The sequence below is a fragment of the Stenotrophomonas sp. STEN056 genome, from assembly GCF_056759635.1.
In genome coordinates this window covers 272,711-289,072 of the sequence record NZ_JBRRDL010000001.1, presented here as the reverse complement: position 1 = coordinate 289,072, position 16,362 = coordinate 272,711, and the positions used below count along the sequence as shown (strand labels likewise).

The following is a 16,362-nucleotide window of genomic DNA, read 5'->3' as shown; positions in this document are numbered from 1 at the left end:
GTTCATGCGCTTGGAGAGATACCGGCGCGGATGATCCACTCCCTCCCTTTGGCCGCCAGGCCAAGGGGAGGGTTGGGGAGGGGTGAGCGTTTACCTGCTAAATCGACTGCAGAAACCTTCCAACCGCCGGGCAAAAACGGTCGTAATCCACCAGAAAGGCATCATGGCCCTGCGGTGAATCCATGCCGATGAACTGCGTCTGGGCGCCGCCGGCACGCAGGCCATCGGCGATCTGCTGCTGCTGTTCCACCGGGAACAGAATGTCGGTGTTGGCGCCAATGGCCAGGGCGCGCTCGACGTGGATCTTGGCCAGTCCCGCCATCACGTCGCCATCGGCGTACTCGGCCAGGTCAAACCAGTCCATCGAGCGGCCGAGGTAGAGGTAGCAGTTCGGGTCGAAGCGGCGCACGAAGCGGCGCGCGTGCCCTTCCAGATAACTCTCCACCTGGAATTCCAGCCCGAACGGATCATCGTCGGTCAGTTCCGAATCCAGCCGCACGCGACCGAAGCGGCCATCCCATTCCAGTGCGGAGCGGTAGGTGATGACGCCCAGCTTGCGCGCCATGCGCATGCCCGAATCGGGATAGCTGTTTTCGTCGTACTCGCCGTTGTTCCAGGCCGGATCCAGGCGGATGGCTTCGCGCTGCAACGAGCGGATGGCGATGGAGAACGGCAGGGCCTGCGCGCTGCCGGAGATGTTGATGTGGGTGCGGGCAATGCCCGGGTGCTGCAGCAGCACCGCCAATGCAGTCATGCCGCCCATCGAGTTGCCGATCAGGCAGGCCAGCCGGGAAATGCCCAGCGCCTTCACCACTTCCGCTGCGGCGTTGGCCACATCTTCGATGGACAGCTCGGGAAACGTCAGCCGATACGGTTGGCCGGTTTCCGGGTTCAGCGTCGCCGGGCCGGTGGAGCCTTTGCAGCTGCCCAGCGAGTTCACGCAGATGACGAACCAGCGCTCGGTATCAATCGGCTTGCCGGGGCCGAGCATGGGCTCCCACCAGCCCGGTGCTGGGTTGCCGGCGTTGCTGGCAGCGTGTGCGTCCGGCGACAGGCCGGTGACGATCAGGATGGCGTTGCCCGCATCGGCAGCCAGCGTGCCCCAGGTTTCGTAGGCGACATGGGCACCGTGCAATGCACCGCCGCGCTTCATCGGAAACGGGGACGAGAGCGCATGAAAGCGGGTGCCTTCGGGGATGAATTCAGTCATCGGCCAATTTTAACGGGCGGGGAAGGTCTGGCTTTGCATGCATTGATAACCGGGCGTTATCTGAATATGTCCGGCTCAGGGTTGTCCCAGCGTGATTTCCACGGGCTTGTCGGTTGGCAGGGTGATGCGCACCGGCGTGGATTCAACATCGTCGTCCTGGCGGCCGGCCTTGCCACTGGCCGAAAGCCGCGCGAACACTTCGACGTCCTTCAGTGCGGACAGCTTCTGCGTGGGCATCGGGCTGTCGGCGTCGTCCAGCGTGACGGTTAGCGATGCAGCCTGCGCGGGATGACGTTCCACCGCCACCGGCATCGGCGGGCCATCCGGAATGCGGGCAATAACGAACAGGGTGTCCTTGCCTGCAGCCACGCGGGCGGCCAGCGACGGCGCCAGCGTGACCGTCACGGTAATGGCATTGGCCGAGGTTGCGGTGGCGAGCGGGGCCGGGGCGGGCTTGTCGGTGGTGTTGCCGCGTGCGATGTCGATCTGCTCCTGCAGCGCCGCGGCAGCCGCCGGTTCCAGTTTCGGCAACAGGCTCTCCCAGGTGCGGGCCGCGTCTTCATTCTGGCCACGCTGGCGTTGCACGATGCCGATCAGCCAGACGGCGCGCTCGTTGTCCGGTGCCAGCTCGCGTGCGTGCTGCAGCCATTGCGCGGCGGTATCGTCGAAAAGAAAATCCGGTGCGGCCTGGGCACGGGTTTGCGCGGCTTCCACCAGCAGGCCGGGCTCATCCGGGGCCAGCTTCACTGCACGTTGGAAAGAGGCCGCGGCATCGGCAATCCTGCCGATTTCCAGCTGGGAGCGTGCCAACAATACCCAGCCATCCATGCGTTCGGGATTCTGCTGCAGTGCCGCCTGCAGTTGCGCAATGCCTTCTTCGAGGGTCTGCGGCGCCGCTGCGGCGGGCTGCGACTGCAGGGCGGCCGGCGTGCCCAGCCATTGGTAGAGGCCAACTGTGGCGACCACCAGGGTGCTGACCAGCGTGGCCCAGATGCCGCGCTTGCCACTGCGCCACAACGGCCACAATGCCAGCCCGGTGGCGATTGCCGCGAGCACTGCCGCGCCTGCCAGAAACGCGGTGTTCACCATTGCCGATCTTCCTGTTCGTGCTCATCCGCGGCGGCGGCGGGCAGGGCGCGCGCGCGTTTGCGCACCTGGACCACCAGCACCACCGCGCCGACCAGCAACAGCAGGCCGGGGCCGAACCACAGCAACGCCGTGCTGGCGTCCATCGCCGGGCGGTACAGCACGAACTCGCCGTAACGCTCGACCAGAAACTGCTTGATCTGCGCATCGCTGCGGCCTTCGTGCATCAGCTTGAGCACTTCGCGGCGCAGGTCATGGGCGATCTGCGCGTTGGAATCGGCCAGTGATTGGTTCTGGCATTGCACGCAGCGCAGTTCGGCGGTCAGTGCGTGGAAGCGTGCTTCCTCGGCGCGATCACGGTACTCCAGCGGTGTCGGGTCGCCGGCCGGTTGTGCGCCGGCAGCCAGTGCCACGCCCAGCCACAGCAGTGCGCCGAGCGCCCACTTCATCGTGCGGCGCCCACATCGGTGCCGGGCTTGCCGCTGGCCTGGGCCTCGACTTTCTCCAGCGCCGGAATCAACTGCCTGTCGAGCACGTCCTGGGTGATGGCGCCGCTGTACTTCCAGCGCACGATGCCGCTGCCATCGACCAGGAAGGTTTCCGGTGCGGCGGCGATGCCCCAGTCCAATGCGGTGCGGCCTTCTTCGTCGGCGAGCACCACCATGTACGGGTTGCCCAGTTGTTCCAGCCAGCGCAGTGCATCGGCGGGCTCGTCCTTCCAGTTGTAGCCGATCACGCGCACGCGTTTGGTTTCGGCAAAGCGGGTGAGGATGGGGTGCTCATCGCGGCAGGCCGGGCACCAACTGCCCCAGACATTGAGCAGGTATGGCGCGCCGCGCAGTTGCTGGTCGCTGACCTGCACGCTGGGGTCATGCAGCACCGGCAGCAAGAACGCAGGCGCCGGTTTGCCGATCAATGCCGAGGGCAGGGTGTCGCGATCAGGGCGGTCCGAACGGCTGACGCCGTACAACATCAGGCCCAGCAGGCCAAGGAAGAACAACGCGCCAATGACGACGGCGACCAGCGGCAGGCGGTGTGGCTTGTTGGGTGCGGGGGGAATGGAGGTGGTCATTTGGCTTTTTTACCAGGCAGCCGGCGGAAGCGGCGGTCCAGCGCGGTGATGAAGCCGCCCAGGGCCATCAATGCTGCGCCGAGCCAGATCCAGCGGACAAAGGGTTTGATCTGTACACGAACGGCCCAGGCGCCGTTGCCCAGTGATTCTCCCAGTGCGACGTAGATATCGCCACCCAGTGCCGGGTGGATGCCGGCTTCGGTCATCGGCTGGCCACCGCTGGCGTACATGCGTTTTTCCGGATTCAGCCGGGCAATGGGCTTGTCGTTGCGCAGTACCTGCAGGTGGCCGCGGTCGGAGTGGTAGTTGGGGCCTTCGCTGGCGTCCACGCCTTCAAACACCAGCGTATAGCCGCCGGCTTCCACCGATTGACCGGGCGCCAGCGCGACTTCGTGCTGCACGTTGAGTGCTTCCACCAGCAATGCACCGACCAGAAACACGGCAATGCCCAGGTGCGCCACCAGCATGCCGGCCGTCTCGGCATTCAAGCGGCCATTGCTGCGCAGGCGGCTCCACAGGTAATACAGCGTGCCGGCGCCCACCCAGACCGCAGCGGCGATACCGATGGCGGTTTTGAACCGGCCCTGCGGTGCGACGTACCAGCCGACCACGCCCAGCACCACTGCCAGCAGCGCCCACGGTGCCAGCAGGGCCAGCGGGCGCAGGCCCTGCTCGCGTTGCCAGCGGGTCAGCGGGCCGAATGGCAGCAACAGCACCAGCGGCGCCATCAGGATCAGGAACAGTGTGCCGAAATACGGCGGCCCCACCGACACCTTGCCCAGGTCGAGTGCGTCGGCCAGCAAGGGGTAGAGCGTGCCCAGCAACACCATCGCGCAGGCACAGGTCAGCAACAGGTTGTTGGCCAGCAGCAGGGTTTCACGCGAGTTGAGGGCAAAGGCGCGGTGGGTGGTGCGTGCATTGGCTTCAAGCGCGGGCGCACGCAGCGCGTACAACAGCAGGGAACTGCCCACCACCAGCGCAAGGAACACCAGGATGAACAAGCCGCGCGCCGGGTCGGCGGCGAAGGAGTGCACGCTGGTCAAGACGCCGGAGCGCACCAGGAAGGTGCCCAGCAGCGAGAGCGCGAAGGCCGCGATGGCCAGCAGCAGGGTCCAGCCGATGAACACGCCGCGCTTTTCGGTGGCGGCCTGTGAATGCAGCAGTGCCGCGCCTGCCAGCCACGGCATGAAGCTGGCGTTCTCCACCGGGTCCCAGAACCACCAGCCGCCCCAGCCCAGTTCGTAATACGCCCACCAGCTGCCCAGTGCGATGCCCAGGGTCAGGAAGCCCCAGGCCGCGTTGGTCCACGGCCGCGTCCAGCGCAGCCAGCGCACGTCGATATGGCCATCGAGCAGGGCGGCAATGGCGAAGGCAAACGGGACGACGAAACCGACGTAGCCGATGTACAGCAGCGGCGGGTGGATGATCAGCCCCGGATCCTGCAGCAGCGGGTTGAGGTCGTGGCCTTCCAGCGGTGCTGGCAGCAACCGCGCGAATGGATTGGAGGTAAACAGCAGGAAGGCCAGGAAGCCGACGCTGATCATGCCCATCACCGACAGCACGCGTGCCACCACCGGCTCGGGCAATTGTCGCGAGAATTCGCCCACCGCCGCGCTCCACAGTGCCAGCACCAGCGTCCACAGCAGCAGGGAACCTTCGTGCGCGCCCCATACCGCCGAGTAGCGGTAGATCATCGGCAGCAGTGAGTTGGAGTTCTCGGCGACGTAGCGCAGCGAGAAATCCTGGCGCACGAAGGCGATAGTGAGCACCACGAAGGCGCCCAGCACCATGGTCAACTGCAGCACGGCGGCCGGGCGCGCGGTGGCGATCAATGCCGGCACCTGGCGCTGCGCGCCGGTCAATGGCAGCACGCTCTGCAGCAGTGCTGCCAGCAGCGCGAGGATCAGCAGTACCTGTCCAATTTCAGCAAGCACTCAGGGCGTTCCCGTGACAGGTGCGGTAGCCGGAACCTGGTGCTTGACGTGCGCCTGGCCCATCTTGTCGGCCAGTTCCTTCGGCATGTAGGTCTCATCGTGCTTGGCCAGCACATCCTCGGCCACGAACACGCCATCGACCATGCGCCCGGTGGCTACCACGGCCTGACCTTCGCGGAACAGGTCAGGCAGGATGCGGTCGTAGCTGACCGGCAGCAGGGCATCGCCGTCAGTTACCTCAAAGCGCGCCAGCAAGGCGCCGGGCTCGCGTTTGAACGAGCCCTTGTTGACCATGCCGCCCAGGCGGAAGCGTGCATCGGCGGGCACCTTGCCGGCCTGTACTTCGGCCGGCGTGTACAGATAGGCGATGTTGCGCTGCAGGGCGGTCGCCACCAGGGCCGTGGCAATGCCGGCCACGGCCAGCACCAGGGCCACCAGCAGCAGGCGACGGCGTTGGGTAGGGCTCATCGGCTGAGTTCCTCGTCCGTTGCTGCGGCGGCAGCGCGGTTGGCGCGGGCAGCGCGGTTGCGGGCCTCGCGCAGTTGTTGGCGGATCTGCAGGCGCGGCACGATGAAGTCCCAGGCCAGCACCACGAAGAACACGGCGTAGGCCATGGCCACGTATTTGAAGTAGGTCATGACGAAGCCTCCACGCGCTCGCGCAGCCAGGCCTTGCCGGCTTCGCGGCGCAGGTTGTCGGCGCGCGCGCGCGACAACAGTGAACCGGCAAACCAGAATTTGGTCGCAAGCACCATCAACCACAGCGGCAACACCATGCTGCTGTCCATGCTGGATTCGCCGAACATGCGGATGGTCTGCCCCTGGTGCAGCGAGTTCCACCAGTCCACCGAGTAGCGGATCACCGGCAGCAGCGCCACGCCGACGATGGACAGCAGGCCGGCGGCGCGTGCAGCAGCACGGCGGTCGTCAATGGCGCCATACAGGCCCATCACGCCCAGGTAGAGGAACAGCAGGATCAGCTCGGTGGTCAGGCGCGGGTCCCAGTCCCACCAGGTGCCCCACATGGGCTTGCCCCAGATGCTGCCGGTGAGCAGGGTGATCAGGGTGAACGCCGCGCCGATGGGCGCGCAGGCCATGGCCAGGATTTCGCACAGTTTGATGCGCCAGATCAGCGCGATGGCGCTGTAGAAGGCCATCAGCCCGAACACGAACAGGCTCATCCATGCCGCCGGCACGTGGATGTAGAGGATGCGGAAGCTGTCGCCCTGCTGGTAATCGGCCGGGACCACGGCCAGTGCCTGCCACAGGCCATAGCCGAACAGTGGCAGCGAAGCGAGGTAACACCACGTTGACCAGCGGGCGGCGAAGGTGTCGAAGTAGGGCGGTGAGCCCAGCTTGTGAAACCAACCTGCTAAACCTTTGAACATCCGCTCGCTCACTGAGGAAGACGATGACCGGGCCACTGCGGGTGGCCCGACCGGCTGGACGGTGCAGGCTGCACCGCCGTTGCTGTTTTCAGACAAGCGCAAGATACCGCAAATTGCCGATATCGGCGGTCACCGGGTGAGTTGTTTCGCAGGCATGCTTACTTGAGGGTGACGGTGCCCTTCATCATTGCCGAGTGCCCCGGGAAACTGCAGAAGAACGACAGCGGTGCGGCGGCCGCAGTGAGCCGGGCGACGGGAATCGATACCGAGGTGGATTCACCACCGCCGACTACCTTGCTGTGCGCGATGACGCGGGTGTCGTCGACCTTGAGGTAATCCGCTGCCAAACCGGCCTTCATTCCGTCGCTGTCGATGGCGGCGATATCGGCGGTTTTGGCCACGACAACGTTGTGCCCCATGATGTTTTTGGCCATCTTGCCGGCGTGCACCAGGTTGATGGTGAAGTTGGCGCAGCTCCTGGGCACGTCGATGTTGGTGAGGTTGTACTTCATCGCGTCGTTGCCCTCCAGGTTCACCGAACAGGTGTCGGCGGCATGGGCGGAGCCAGCGGCACCAAGGATCAGCAGGGCAGCGAAAATACGGGATTTCATGGGCGATTCCTCAGGTTTCGGGTTGCACAATGTCCGCCACGTTGTGGCGCGGGGGGACGTCCTATTGCTTGAGTGATGACAGCCAGGTGGAAACCGCCTTGATGCTGTCCCCGTCCATGCGCTGGCCGATGCCATGCATCACGCGGCTGTTGGTCGAGGCATCGATGGCGTCGTCGTGGAACTGTTGCAGGCGGGTCTGCAGGTAGTCGTTCTGTTGACCGCGCAACGCCGGGTACGCGGCATAGGGGGCGCGTCCGCTGCGGTCCCTGAAGGCCGCCTGCGGGTTCCCCCGTGCATCGGCCCCGTGGCAGCCTTGGCAGGGCGGAATGCCCTTGTCCGGGGCGCCGCTCATGTAGATCGCCTGGCCTTGGCTGAGCAGCGCGGGGTCCGCTTCCGATGGCGGCGCACTGGCCGGGCCCGGCATCGCGGCGTAGTACGCGGACAGGTCACGAATATCCTGCTCTTCCAGCGCGGCGGCCATTGCCGTCATCGGTGATTCGGGAAGGCGGCCTTGCTTGTAGGCATGCAGTGCCCAGTACAGGTATGCCGCCTTTTGCCCGGCAAGATTGGGAAAGGCCGGGGCGATGGCGATGCCGTCGGCGCCATGGCAGGCGGCACAGACTTCCGCTTTGCCCTTGCCTGCCTGGGCGTCGCCCGCTGGCGCATGGGCAATGCGCATGTCCTGGCGCGGGGGCGGCGCCGGCGCGGTATCCGTATCGGCGGCGCTCGCCGGCGGGCTGCCGGCAGCGGCCAGTGCAGCGATCAGCCAGAGCGCTTTCATAGGGCTACCTCGAACATCATGCCGACCAGGTTGACGTTGTAGCTGGAGGGGCCGCCGTCGGTGTAGACGCGGTGGTCATAGACCAGCGTGTCCTCGAAACCGAAGTAGTGCCAATCGGAGAGGTTGCCGCGCTCCCAGGTGTCGAACACGCGCAGACGCATGCGGTTGCCCAGTGGAACGGTGAGGCCGGCGGTGAGCGAGGTGACCCGGTACGTCATCAGCGGATAACTGCCGGAGGCGTGCGGCGCATCCGCAGGCGTGGTCAATGCATCCGGCGAATTCATCCGGTAGCCGGTGGTGCCGCGTGAGTAGGTCCAGTTCCAGGCCAGGTCCAGCGTTGCGCGGCCAAAACGACGGTTGAAGTTGAGGCCGGCGTAGTGGTTGCGCTGGGCGTCGTCCATCCACCAGCGGTTGGCGTCCGGGTAAGTGGGGCCGCCCAGTTGTGGATCACCGCCGATGGCGTCATTGACGTTGGCAAACACCAGGGTGGAGCGGTCGTAGCCATACCAGGCGCTGGTGGTGGTGTTGGGGTTGGGTTGCCACTCCCATTGCACGCTGCTGGCATAGGTGTCGAAACGCTGCCGGCCGATCTGTGCGTCGTAGCGGTTGCGGTCACCGCGGAAGGAGGCGTACACGGTCATCTCATGCGGCAGGATGAAGGTCGCCATCAGGTCCAGTTTCTGCTGCGTGCGCGAGGCGATGTCGTATTTGCGCAGGTTGGCGACCGTATGCGGGGCCAGGCCGCCGGCAGGTTCGACGAAGCCGGGCAGGGCGCTGGAAAAGGTGAATTCGTAGGGATCGTAGTAGTACCTGCTGCCACTGCGATCCAGGTAGGTGTAGTTGGCGCGGAAGGTGAGCCAGTCGAGCGCGCGGTTGTTCCAGCCCAGCTTGAGCTGGTTGTCGTGGGTGGTGGCTACTTCGCGGTTCGCACGTTCGATGGCGGTGTAGGTATAGGTTGCCGACAGCGTGTTCTTGTTGTTGGTGCGGAAGTCGACGCCGGTCGACAGCTCGCGGGTTTCCTTGTCCAGCGGCAGGTTGCGGATGCGGGTGAGTACCGAGGCATTCGGGCCGCGGTCCCACACGCCCATTTCGCCCGGCACCACGCTGCCCTGCGAACCGTTCTCGGCGATGTAGCCGTACTGGTCGGTCAGTGGGTTGTAGGCCCAGTAGGTGCCGCTGTAATCCTCGCGCAGATAGCGGGCGGTGTTGCGCCAGGTGACGTCATCGTTGGGCATCAGTACCAGCCGCGCATCCAGTTTCTGGTTGTTGATGGCCAGCCCGGCACGCTTGCGTGACAGCGCGTCGGTGGTATTCCAGTTGGCGCATTGGGCAATGAACGGTGGTGCCAGGGCTTGCCCGAACTGGCCCTGGCAATCCATCGGCGCCAGCAGCCTGTCGTTCTGGCGCATGGTGGACAGGGCCAGGTTCACCGAGAAATCGCCGTTCCAGGCGGGCAGCTTGCGGCCAAAGGTGGTGCCCAGGCGGTGGTAGTCGTTCTCCGGTTCGTAGGCGAACGCGCCTTGATACAGCGGTGGCGTATAGGCGCCGGCAACCGAGTAGAGGCCGTACGGCACCTGGTAGTCGTAGGCGCTGTGGGCATTGCGGAAGAACGAGCCGGTGTAGCTGAAATCACTGCGCCAGATATTGCCGACGAAGCGGAAACCACCAAGGAAGTTGAGCGTACTGTCGTTGATGGGGCGCGGTATCTCGTAGATACCGCCATTGGAAGGGAACGGATAGTTGAAGAAGAACGGCCCGCCGAACGGGCGTGCGCCATTGCGTTCCTCGTGGGTGAGGCCGGCATAGCCTGTCCAGCGCGGGTTGATCAGGTAATTGATGCTCACGCCCTGTTTGTCGCGCACGACGCTCAAGGTCGTGAATGGCTGTGCGGCGGAGAGCGCTGCAACCTGCGCCGGCGTGCTGCCGGCGGCGGTGAGGCCGGGTTTCAGGGTGAGGTGCTGGCTGCCGACGCCCTCCCAGATGGAGCGTGCGTTGCCGCTGAGGACATTCGGGGTGCTGCGCACGAACGCCTGCACCTTGTAGCGGCCAGCCTGGCCGAACACAGCGCGCAGATACTGGTTGTCGCGGCTGAGTCGGCTCAACCGAACATCCACATAACGGCCATCGTCGGCGCGGGCCAGGCTGAAGTTGGCCTGCAGCACCACGCCATCCTCGGGGGCGCGGAAGCGCCGCCAGTTGCTGTTGGTCTCGTCACCACCCAGGTGCAGATAACCCAGGCCAAGGCTGCCGTTGTAGTTCCAGCCGCCATCGCCCATGGGTTTGGCAGCGGCCATCTGCGGCGCGCAACCATGGAGAAAGCCGGTGGGTGTACGCCGGTTTTCGGCACTGAGCCAACTGCCGCCGTCCGCATCACATCCTTCCCAGCCGATCCGGCCGCTGGGGTCCAGCCAGTTGCCGAACTGCAGGTCGGTGCCGCCCCCGCTGTCCTGCGCCTGGGCCAGCCCTGCAAGGAGGGCCAGTGACAACAATGAGCCGCGGTAGTTCGTTGAACGATTCCGTGCGCACATGTTGGTCTCCCGTTACTTGTGCAGGCGCGGGCCGGAAGGATGGTTTGAGCCATGCACCTGCGCATGGCAGGTGATGCAGCCGCGGCCCATCAGTCGTTCGTCGGGGGTCAGCCCGGCGCCGAGTGATATCTCCGTCTGCAGGTCGTTGGGGTGGCGGGTATGCGAGTGGCATTGCTGGCACAGCATCGGGATCGGCGCGACCAGCAGCGCGTGCTGGTTGGAGCCATGCACCTGATGGCAGTTCAGGCAGCTCTCGCGCACCGGCGCATGTTCAAACAGGAACGGGCCGCGCTTTTCGGCGTGGCACTGGTAACAGGTCTCGTTGACGGTGTCGGTCTTGAGCAGGGTGGCGTTGAGCGTGCCGTGCGGGTTGTGGCAATCCACGCAACTGATTGCGCCCTCGGGCAAGGGCATGTGCGAGCGGCGGTTGAACTGCTGGCGGATGTCCTTGTGGCAGGTGGCGCAGGTTTCGCTGACGGACTGCTTTGCGGTCAGGCCTTCCGCGGAAAACTTGACCATCGGGTTGTGGCAGTCGCTGCACGAAAGATCATTGCGCTGATGGATCGACCCCAGCCAGGCATCCCGTGGCCCGCCGGAGTGACAGCCCAGGCAGCTTTCCGTCTGGTTGGCGACCGGCATACCGCCTTGGTGGCTGAAGGCGATGATCGACCCTTTCTCGGTGGGGTTGGCCGCATGTGCCGAGCCGGGGCCGTGGCAGGCTTCGCAGGTTGCCGTGTCGGGGTTGGCCGCCAGTGCGACCTGCATGCCAGCCGCATGCGCGGTATGGGCGAAATTGTCGTTCTCTTTTGCGTGGCAGGCGGTGCACACCTGCTGCCCTACGGACTTGGCGTCCGGGTGGGCCTTGTTGCGCGCGGGCACGGCGTTGGCAAAGCCCGGTGGTGTGTCAAAGCCGTGTCCGGACTGGAGCGAGGCGAAGTGGGTTTCCGGCAGTTTGACCGCCTGCCCGGACGCATCTGCCTTGACAGGTGCGAGCAGGGCCGCGAAGGCCAGTGCCATGGCGGCGGCCAGCAGCACAAGTGCAAGATAAATCCGCACATTCCTCTCCTTCTGTTGTCCCTGCCGGTGGGTGGGTGACAACGGGGGATAACTGCGTAATCGGAATTACGCAGCAATCCTGTAACTGCCCAGAGAGGGATACAAGCTGCAACGCAGCAAGCGGGCGTTCAGGTTCGAGGGGCGGTGCCCGCAAGGAACAGCCGCACTGCCAGACGTGCCTGCTGCTTGGCCATCGGGATGTCGTCCGGGCTCATGCGGCCGTTGACCGAGCGCAGGATCAAGCCGCCGATCACCATCATGTAGAACAGGTGGGCGCTGCGGTGCGGGTCTTCCACATACAGTCGACCGGCTTGTGTCTCGCGCTGGAAATACTCGTTCAACAGCGCTTCCATCGGCTCCACGCCGTGGGCCTGGAACCAGTCACGCAATTCCGGCAGGCGCATGCCTTCGGAGATGACCACGCGGTGGCAGGCGATGCGGGAGGGGGTGAGGATTTCCTCGACCATCCGGTACGCCGCCTGCTCAAGTGCTTCGCTCGGCGGCAGCGTGGATTGCATCAGCTCGTCCAGGCTCTGCCCGAAGCTGTCGATGCTGCGCTCCATCAACGCGTGTACCAGCCCGGTCTTGTCGCCAAAGGCGCGATACAGGGTGGCCATGGAGCCACCGGCGCGTTTGACGATGTCGGACAGCCGTGCAGCCTGGTAGCCCTTTTCGTTGAACACTTCGGTGGCGGCTTCGAGGAATTTTTCCACGCGCAGTTCGCCACGGCGTTGCAGTTCCACCGCAGGCCGGGGCGGGAGCGTGGGTTTACCTGTTTCCAGGGTTTTCGGGCGGTGCCGATTGGGCATGGTAGTCAGCAGGGCCGTGAAGCAGGTTGTGAGAATACCGTTGTTTGGGCGGTATACGAATTACGAATTGGCGATACGGATGGCGGCTGCGGCGGTGATCGGCGCCAGCAATGCGCTGACCACCAGGCCGGCGGCGAGCATCAGCAGTGGGCCGCTGGGGTCGAAGCCGCGCCCCGCCAGTGCCACCGCGCCGGCACCAAACACCAGTACCGGAACGTAGAGCGGCAACACCAGCAGCGCAAGCAGGATGCCTGCGCGGCGCATGCTGACCGTCAGCGCCGCGACCACGGCGCCCAGCAGGCTCAGCAGCGGCGTGCCCAGGGCCAGGGCGGCCAGCAGGGCGGGCAACTGCTCGCGCGGCAGGTGCATCAGCTCGGCCAGCAGGGGGCTGACCAGCACCAGCGGAAACGCGGTGGTGAGCCAGTGTGAGAAAACCCGCACCGCAACCAGCCATGCCAGTGGAACCGGCGACAGCAGCCATTGCTCCAGCGAACCGTCCTCGGCATCGTTGCGGAACAGCGTATCCAGCGACAACAAGCCTGCCAGCAGGATCGCCAGCCACAGCACCGCCGATGCGACGTTCTGCAGCAGCTTCGGCTCGCCCCCCAGGGCCAGCGCAAACAGTGCCACCACCAGCAAGGCGAACAGGATGGGCTGCGCCGCATCGCCGCGTCGCCGCCACAGCAGGCGCAGATCGCGGGCGAGCAGGGCGCGTGCGGCTGTGATCAGTGTGGGCTGCGGTCCGGGCAGGCTCATGCGGCATGCTCCTGCGATGGCGTGCCAGCAAGCACCAGCGTGCGGTTGCGCACCGGCGGAGCCGCATAGGCGCCGTGGGTGGTCACCAGCGCGGCACCACCGCTGCGCAGGTGTGCGGAAATCATGCGGTTGACCAGGTTGATGCCATCCAGGTCCAGGTTGGCGTAGGGCTCGTCCAGCAGCCACAGCGGCGCTGGCGAGAGCCATACACGGGCCAATGACAGGCGTTTTTTCTGGCCGGCCGACAGCTGCCGCACCAGGGTGTCCTCGTGGCCGGCCAGGCCGACGATGGCCAGTGCATTGCCCGGCATCTGTCGCGCGCGACGGCCGTGCAGGCCGCACATCAGGTGCAGGTTTTCCAGGGTCCCCAGGTCCTGCTTGAGTGCGGTGAGGTGGCTCAGGTAGGCCATGAAACGGGAGCGTTCGTGGCTGTTGGCAGGGCGGCCGTCAATGTCGATCTGGCCCTCGTCCGGCCGCAGCAACCCGGCCAGCACGCGCAGCAGTGTGGTTTTGCCTGCGCCGTTGCCGCCTTGTACCAGCAGTGCCTCGCCGGCATCCACGTGCAGATCCAGCGGGCCGAACACCGGGTCGTCGTTGCGGGTGAAGCGCAGGGCGCGCGCGGCGAGCAGCGGCGGCGTGTTCGGGGAATCAATCATCGGATCGGCGCTTCCGTCCTTGGGAGTGGCAGCGCAGGCGGGCTGGCGCATGGGACGGCGCATTATAGACCGGGCGTTGCCGGCTTCATGGCAGCAGGCGCGCTGCCCCCTTGTTGCCTGCTTTGCGTACACTCGCCGGTCTCCTCCCCCGCGTGTAGATGCCGATGCAACCGCAGACCAAGCTGCCCAAGGTGGGCACCACCATTTTCACCGTGATGTCGCAGATGGCCGCCGAGCATGGCGCCGTGAATCTGGGGCAGGGTTTTCCGGATTTCCCCGCGCCGCAGCGCCTGATCGACGAAACCGCCAAGGCCATGCGCGAGGGGTTCAATCAGTACGCGCCGATGACCGGCGTTGCCCCCTTGCGGCAGGCCATCGCGCAGAAGGCGCTGGACTGTTACGGCGCGCAGGTGGATGCGGACAGCGAAATCACCGTCACCTCCGGTGGCACCGAGGCCATCTTCAACGCGATCCATGCCGTGGTACGCGCCGGTGATGAAGTGATCGTGCTCGACCCGGCCTACGACTGCTACGAGCCGGCCATCGACCTGGCCGGCGCGCGCGCGGTGCATGTCGCGCTGGACCCGCAGACCTTCGCGGTGGACTGGGACAAGGTACGCGCGGCAATCACGCCCAGGACCCGCATGTTGATGGTCAACACACCGCACAACCCGTCCGGCGCGATGCTGTCGGCGCAGGACATGCAGGCGCTGATCGAGGTGCTGCGTGGCACCGACATCTATCTGATTTCCGATGAGGTGTACGAGCACATCATCTATGACGGCGTGCGTCATGAGTCGGCGCTGCGCTACCCGGAACTGCGCGAGCGCGCCTTCGTCATTTCCAGCTTCGGCAAGACTTACCACTGCACCGGATGGAAGATTGGCTACGCCATCGCACCGTCGGCGATGACCGCCGAGTTCCGCAAGGTGCACCAGTACAACACCTTCACCACTTACAGCCCGGCGCAATATGGCTTTGCCGCAATGATCCGCGACGAACCCGAGCACCACCTGGAGCTGGGCGCGTTCTACCAGGCCAAGCGCGACCGCTTCCGCGAGCAGCTGCTGACCACGCGGCTGAAGCCGCTGCCGGTGCCGGGCGGCTATTTCCAGTTGGTGGACTACTCGGCGATCAGTGACCTGCCGGATCACGAATTCGTGAAGTGGCTGACCATCGAAAAGGGCGTCACTGCCATCCCGCTGTCGCCGTTCTACGAAACCCCGCCGGCCGGGCAGCGTCTGGTGCGGCTGTGCTTTGCCAAGAACGATGCCACGCTGGACGCGGCCATCGAGCGCCTGCAAAAGCTCTGATGGCACGCTGTCGATGAGCACGAGCCAGTTGTGTCTGGGCATCGCGCTGGCAGGTTTTGCGGTTGCCCTGGCGGCCAAGGTCTGGTTGTTTTTCTCGGTGGTGCAGGAGGGGCTGCGCCATCGGGGTGTTTCGGTGGACGATGGCCACTTTGCATTGCGTGGCAGCTTCGGCCGCTATACCCGCATGTACCTGGCGCTGCTTGATGCTGACGAGCGGCGCCAGCCCCGCAATCGATGGGTCGCACGCCTGCAATGGCTGGTGCCGTTGCTGGGTGCCGGCATAGCACTCAGTGTGATCCTCGCCAACTTGCTTACAGGACAATGAAACCCATGCAGGACCTTCGCATTTCTCTGGTTCAGGGTGACACCCGCTGGCATGACCCGGCCGGCAATCGCGAGCACTACGGCGCCCTGCTGGCGCCGCTGGCCGGCACGACCGACCTGGTGATCCTGCCGGAGACCTTCACCAGCGGTTTCTCCAACGACGCCATCGACAAGGCCGAGGGCATGGATGGCCCCACCGTTGCCTGGATTCGCGAGCAGGCGCGCGCGCTGGGCGCGGTGGTGACCGGCAGCGTGCAGCTGCGCGTGGGCGAGGGCGTCTACAACCGCCTGCTGTGGGCCACGCCGGACGGAGAGCTGCAGCACTACGACAAGCGCCATCTGTTCCGTTTCGCGGGTGAGCACAAACGCTATGCCGCAGGAGAGGAACGCCTGTGTGTCGAGCTGAAGGGTTGGCGTATCAATCCGCAGATCTGCTATGACCTGCGCTTCCCGGTGTTCTGCCGCAACCGCTTCGATGTGGAACGGCCCGGACAGATGGACTTCGACCTGCAGATATTCGTTGCCAACTGGCCCTCGGCACGCACCTATGCCTGGCAGACGCTGGCACGCGCACGCGCCATCGAAAACCTCTGCTATGTGGCCATCGTCAACCGCGTTGGCGTGGACGGGAACGGCCTGCATTACTCCGGCGACAGTGCGGTGATTGATTTCCTTGGCCAGCCGCAACTGGAAGTCCGGGAGCGCGAGCAGGTGGTCACCACCACCATTTCAGCGGCGGCACTGGCGGCGCACCGGGAGCGCTTCCCGGCCATGCTGGACGCCGATGCATTCACGCTTTCCGGGCCGGTAGTAGCTCGCTGAACCTCAGCCCGGTGTGA

Annotated in this window: 18 protein-coding genes; 3 read left to right on the top strand and 15 right to left on the bottom strand. The window is 65.3% G+C overall.

The genetic code is table 11. The annotated features are described in order from the left end of the window. Window positions 1-97: 97 nt before the first annotated feature. The 15 genes from metX to ccmA all read right to left on the bottom strand — a co-directional run bounded on the left by metX (window position 98) and on the right by ccmA (window position 13,886). The gene (gene metX, locus ACVOLO_RS01455; protein ID WP_481568486.1) at window positions 98-1,210 is read right to left on the bottom strand and encodes a homoserine O-acetyltransferase MetX; all 1,113 of its coding nucleotides are present in this window, start codon (window positions 1,208-1,210) and stop codon (window positions 98-100) included. A gap of 75 nt (window positions 1,211-1,285) precedes the next feature. Beyond that, complete coding sequence (locus ACVOLO_RS01450) at window positions 1,286-2,299, bottom strand: tetratricopeptide repeat protein (protein ID WP_481568485.1); 1,014 nt, start codon at window positions 2,297-2,299, stop codon at window positions 1,286-1,288. Beyond that, the gene (locus tag ACVOLO_RS01445) at window positions 2,293-2,745 is read right to left on the bottom strand and encodes a cytochrome c-type biogenesis protein (protein ID WP_481568484.1); all 453 of its coding nucleotides are present in this window, start codon (window positions 2,743-2,745) and stop codon (window positions 2,293-2,295) included. Before ACVOLO_RS01445 ends, ACVOLO_RS01450 begins: the two co-directional genes overlap by 7 nt. Then, window positions 2,742-3,368 (bottom strand): DsbE family thiol:disulfide interchange protein, encoded by a 627-nt coding sequence (locus ACVOLO_RS01440; protein ID WP_481568483.1) that lies wholly within the window; start codon window positions 3,366-3,368, stop codon window positions 2,742-2,744. The genes ACVOLO_RS01445 and ACVOLO_RS01440 overlap by 4 nt, the downstream gene beginning before the upstream one ends. Continuing rightward, window positions 3,365-5,302 carry a heme lyase CcmF/NrfE family subunit gene (locus ACVOLO_RS01435; RefSeq protein WP_481568482.1) on the bottom strand — a complete coding sequence of 646 codons (1,938 nt, stop codon included), beginning with the start codon at window positions 5,300-5,302 and terminating at the stop codon, window positions 3,365-3,367. Before ACVOLO_RS01435 ends, ACVOLO_RS01440 begins: the two co-directional genes overlap by 4 nt. After that, window positions 5,303-5,770: a cytochrome c maturation protein CcmE gene (ccmE, locus tag ACVOLO_RS01430; RefSeq protein ID WP_481568481.1), complete on the bottom strand. Its 468-nt coding sequence runs from the start codon at window positions 5,768-5,770 to the stop codon at window positions 5,303-5,305. It lies immediately after the preceding gene. Then, window positions 5,767-5,940, bottom strand: coding sequence for a heme exporter protein CcmD (gene ccmD / locus ACVOLO_RS01425; protein WP_481568480.1), 174 nt, complete (start codon window positions 5,938-5,940; stop codon window positions 5,767-5,769). The genes ccmE and ccmD overlap by 4 nt, the downstream gene beginning before the upstream one ends. Continuing rightward, window positions 5,937-6,689 carry a heme ABC transporter permease CcmC gene (gene ccmC / locus ACVOLO_RS01420; RefSeq protein ID WP_481568479.1) on the bottom strand — a complete coding sequence of 251 codons (753 nt, stop codon included), beginning with the start codon at window positions 6,687-6,689 and terminating at the stop codon, window positions 5,937-5,939. The genes ccmD and ccmC overlap by 4 nt, the downstream gene beginning before the upstream one ends. Window positions 6,690-6,847: 158 nt before the next feature. After that, window positions 6,848-7,300, bottom strand: a complete 453-nt coding sequence (gene azu, locus ACVOLO_RS01415; protein ID WP_481568478.1) for an azurin — start codon at window positions 7,298-7,300, stop codon at window positions 6,848-6,850. Window positions 7,301-7,361: 61 nt separating this feature from the next. Beyond that, complete coding sequence (locus tag ACVOLO_RS01410) at window positions 7,362-8,081, bottom strand: c-type cytochrome (RefSeq protein WP_481568477.1); 720 nt, start codon at window positions 8,079-8,081, stop codon at window positions 7,362-7,364. Then, window positions 8,078-10,609, bottom strand: a complete 2,532-nt coding sequence (locus ACVOLO_RS01405) for an MtrB/PioB family outer membrane beta-barrel protein (RefSeq protein WP_481568476.1) — start codon at window positions 10,607-10,609, stop codon at window positions 8,078-8,080. Before ACVOLO_RS01405 ends, ACVOLO_RS01410 begins: the two co-directional genes overlap by 4 nt. Window positions 10,610-10,621: 12 nt before the next feature. Then, entirely contained in the window at window positions 10,622-11,665 is a 1,044-nt protein-coding gene (locus ACVOLO_RS01400) for a DmsE family decaheme c-type cytochrome (RefSeq protein WP_481568475.1), read from the bottom strand. 128 nt (window positions 11,666-11,793) lie between these two features. Next, entirely contained in the window at window positions 11,794-12,474 is a 681-nt protein-coding gene (locus tag ACVOLO_RS01395; protein WP_481568474.1) for a TetR/AcrR family transcriptional regulator, read from the bottom strand. A gap of 60 nt (window positions 12,475-12,534) precedes the next feature. Beyond that, window positions 12,535-13,230, bottom strand: coding sequence for a heme exporter protein CcmB (ccmB, locus tag ACVOLO_RS01390; RefSeq protein WP_481568473.1), 696 nt, complete (start codon window positions 13,228-13,230; stop codon window positions 12,535-12,537). Further along, the gene (gene ccmA / locus ACVOLO_RS01385; protein ID WP_481568472.1) at window positions 13,227-13,886 is read right to left on the bottom strand and encodes a heme ABC exporter ATP-binding protein CcmA; all 660 of its coding nucleotides are present in this window, start codon (window positions 13,884-13,886) and stop codon (window positions 13,227-13,229) included. Before ccmA ends, ccmB begins: the two co-directional genes overlap by 4 nt. 164 nt (window positions 13,887-14,050) lie before the next feature. Here ccmA and ACVOLO_RS01380 point away from each other — a divergent pair, with 164 nt between their 5' ends. From ACVOLO_RS01380 to ACVOLO_RS01370, 3 genes are read left to right on the top strand one after another with little or no spacing between them, the layout of a single operon-like run. Beyond that, window positions 14,051-15,199 (top strand): pyridoxal phosphate-dependent aminotransferase, encoded by a 1,149-nt coding sequence (locus tag ACVOLO_RS01380; protein ID WP_481568471.1) that lies wholly within the window; start codon window positions 14,051-14,053, stop codon window positions 15,197-15,199. 13 nt (window positions 15,200-15,212) lie between these two features. Then, window positions 15,213-15,524: a hypothetical protein gene (locus tag ACVOLO_RS01375; protein WP_481568470.1), complete on the top strand. Its 312-nt coding sequence runs from the start codon at window positions 15,213-15,215 to the stop codon at window positions 15,522-15,524. A 5-nt stretch (window positions 15,525-15,529) separates the two neighbouring features. Continuing rightward, window positions 15,530-16,345, top strand: a complete 816-nt coding sequence (locus tag ACVOLO_RS01370; RefSeq protein WP_481568469.1) for an amidohydrolase — start codon at window positions 15,530-15,532, stop codon at window positions 16,343-16,345. The last annotated feature ends 17 nt before the right edge of the window (window positions 16,346-16,362 follow it).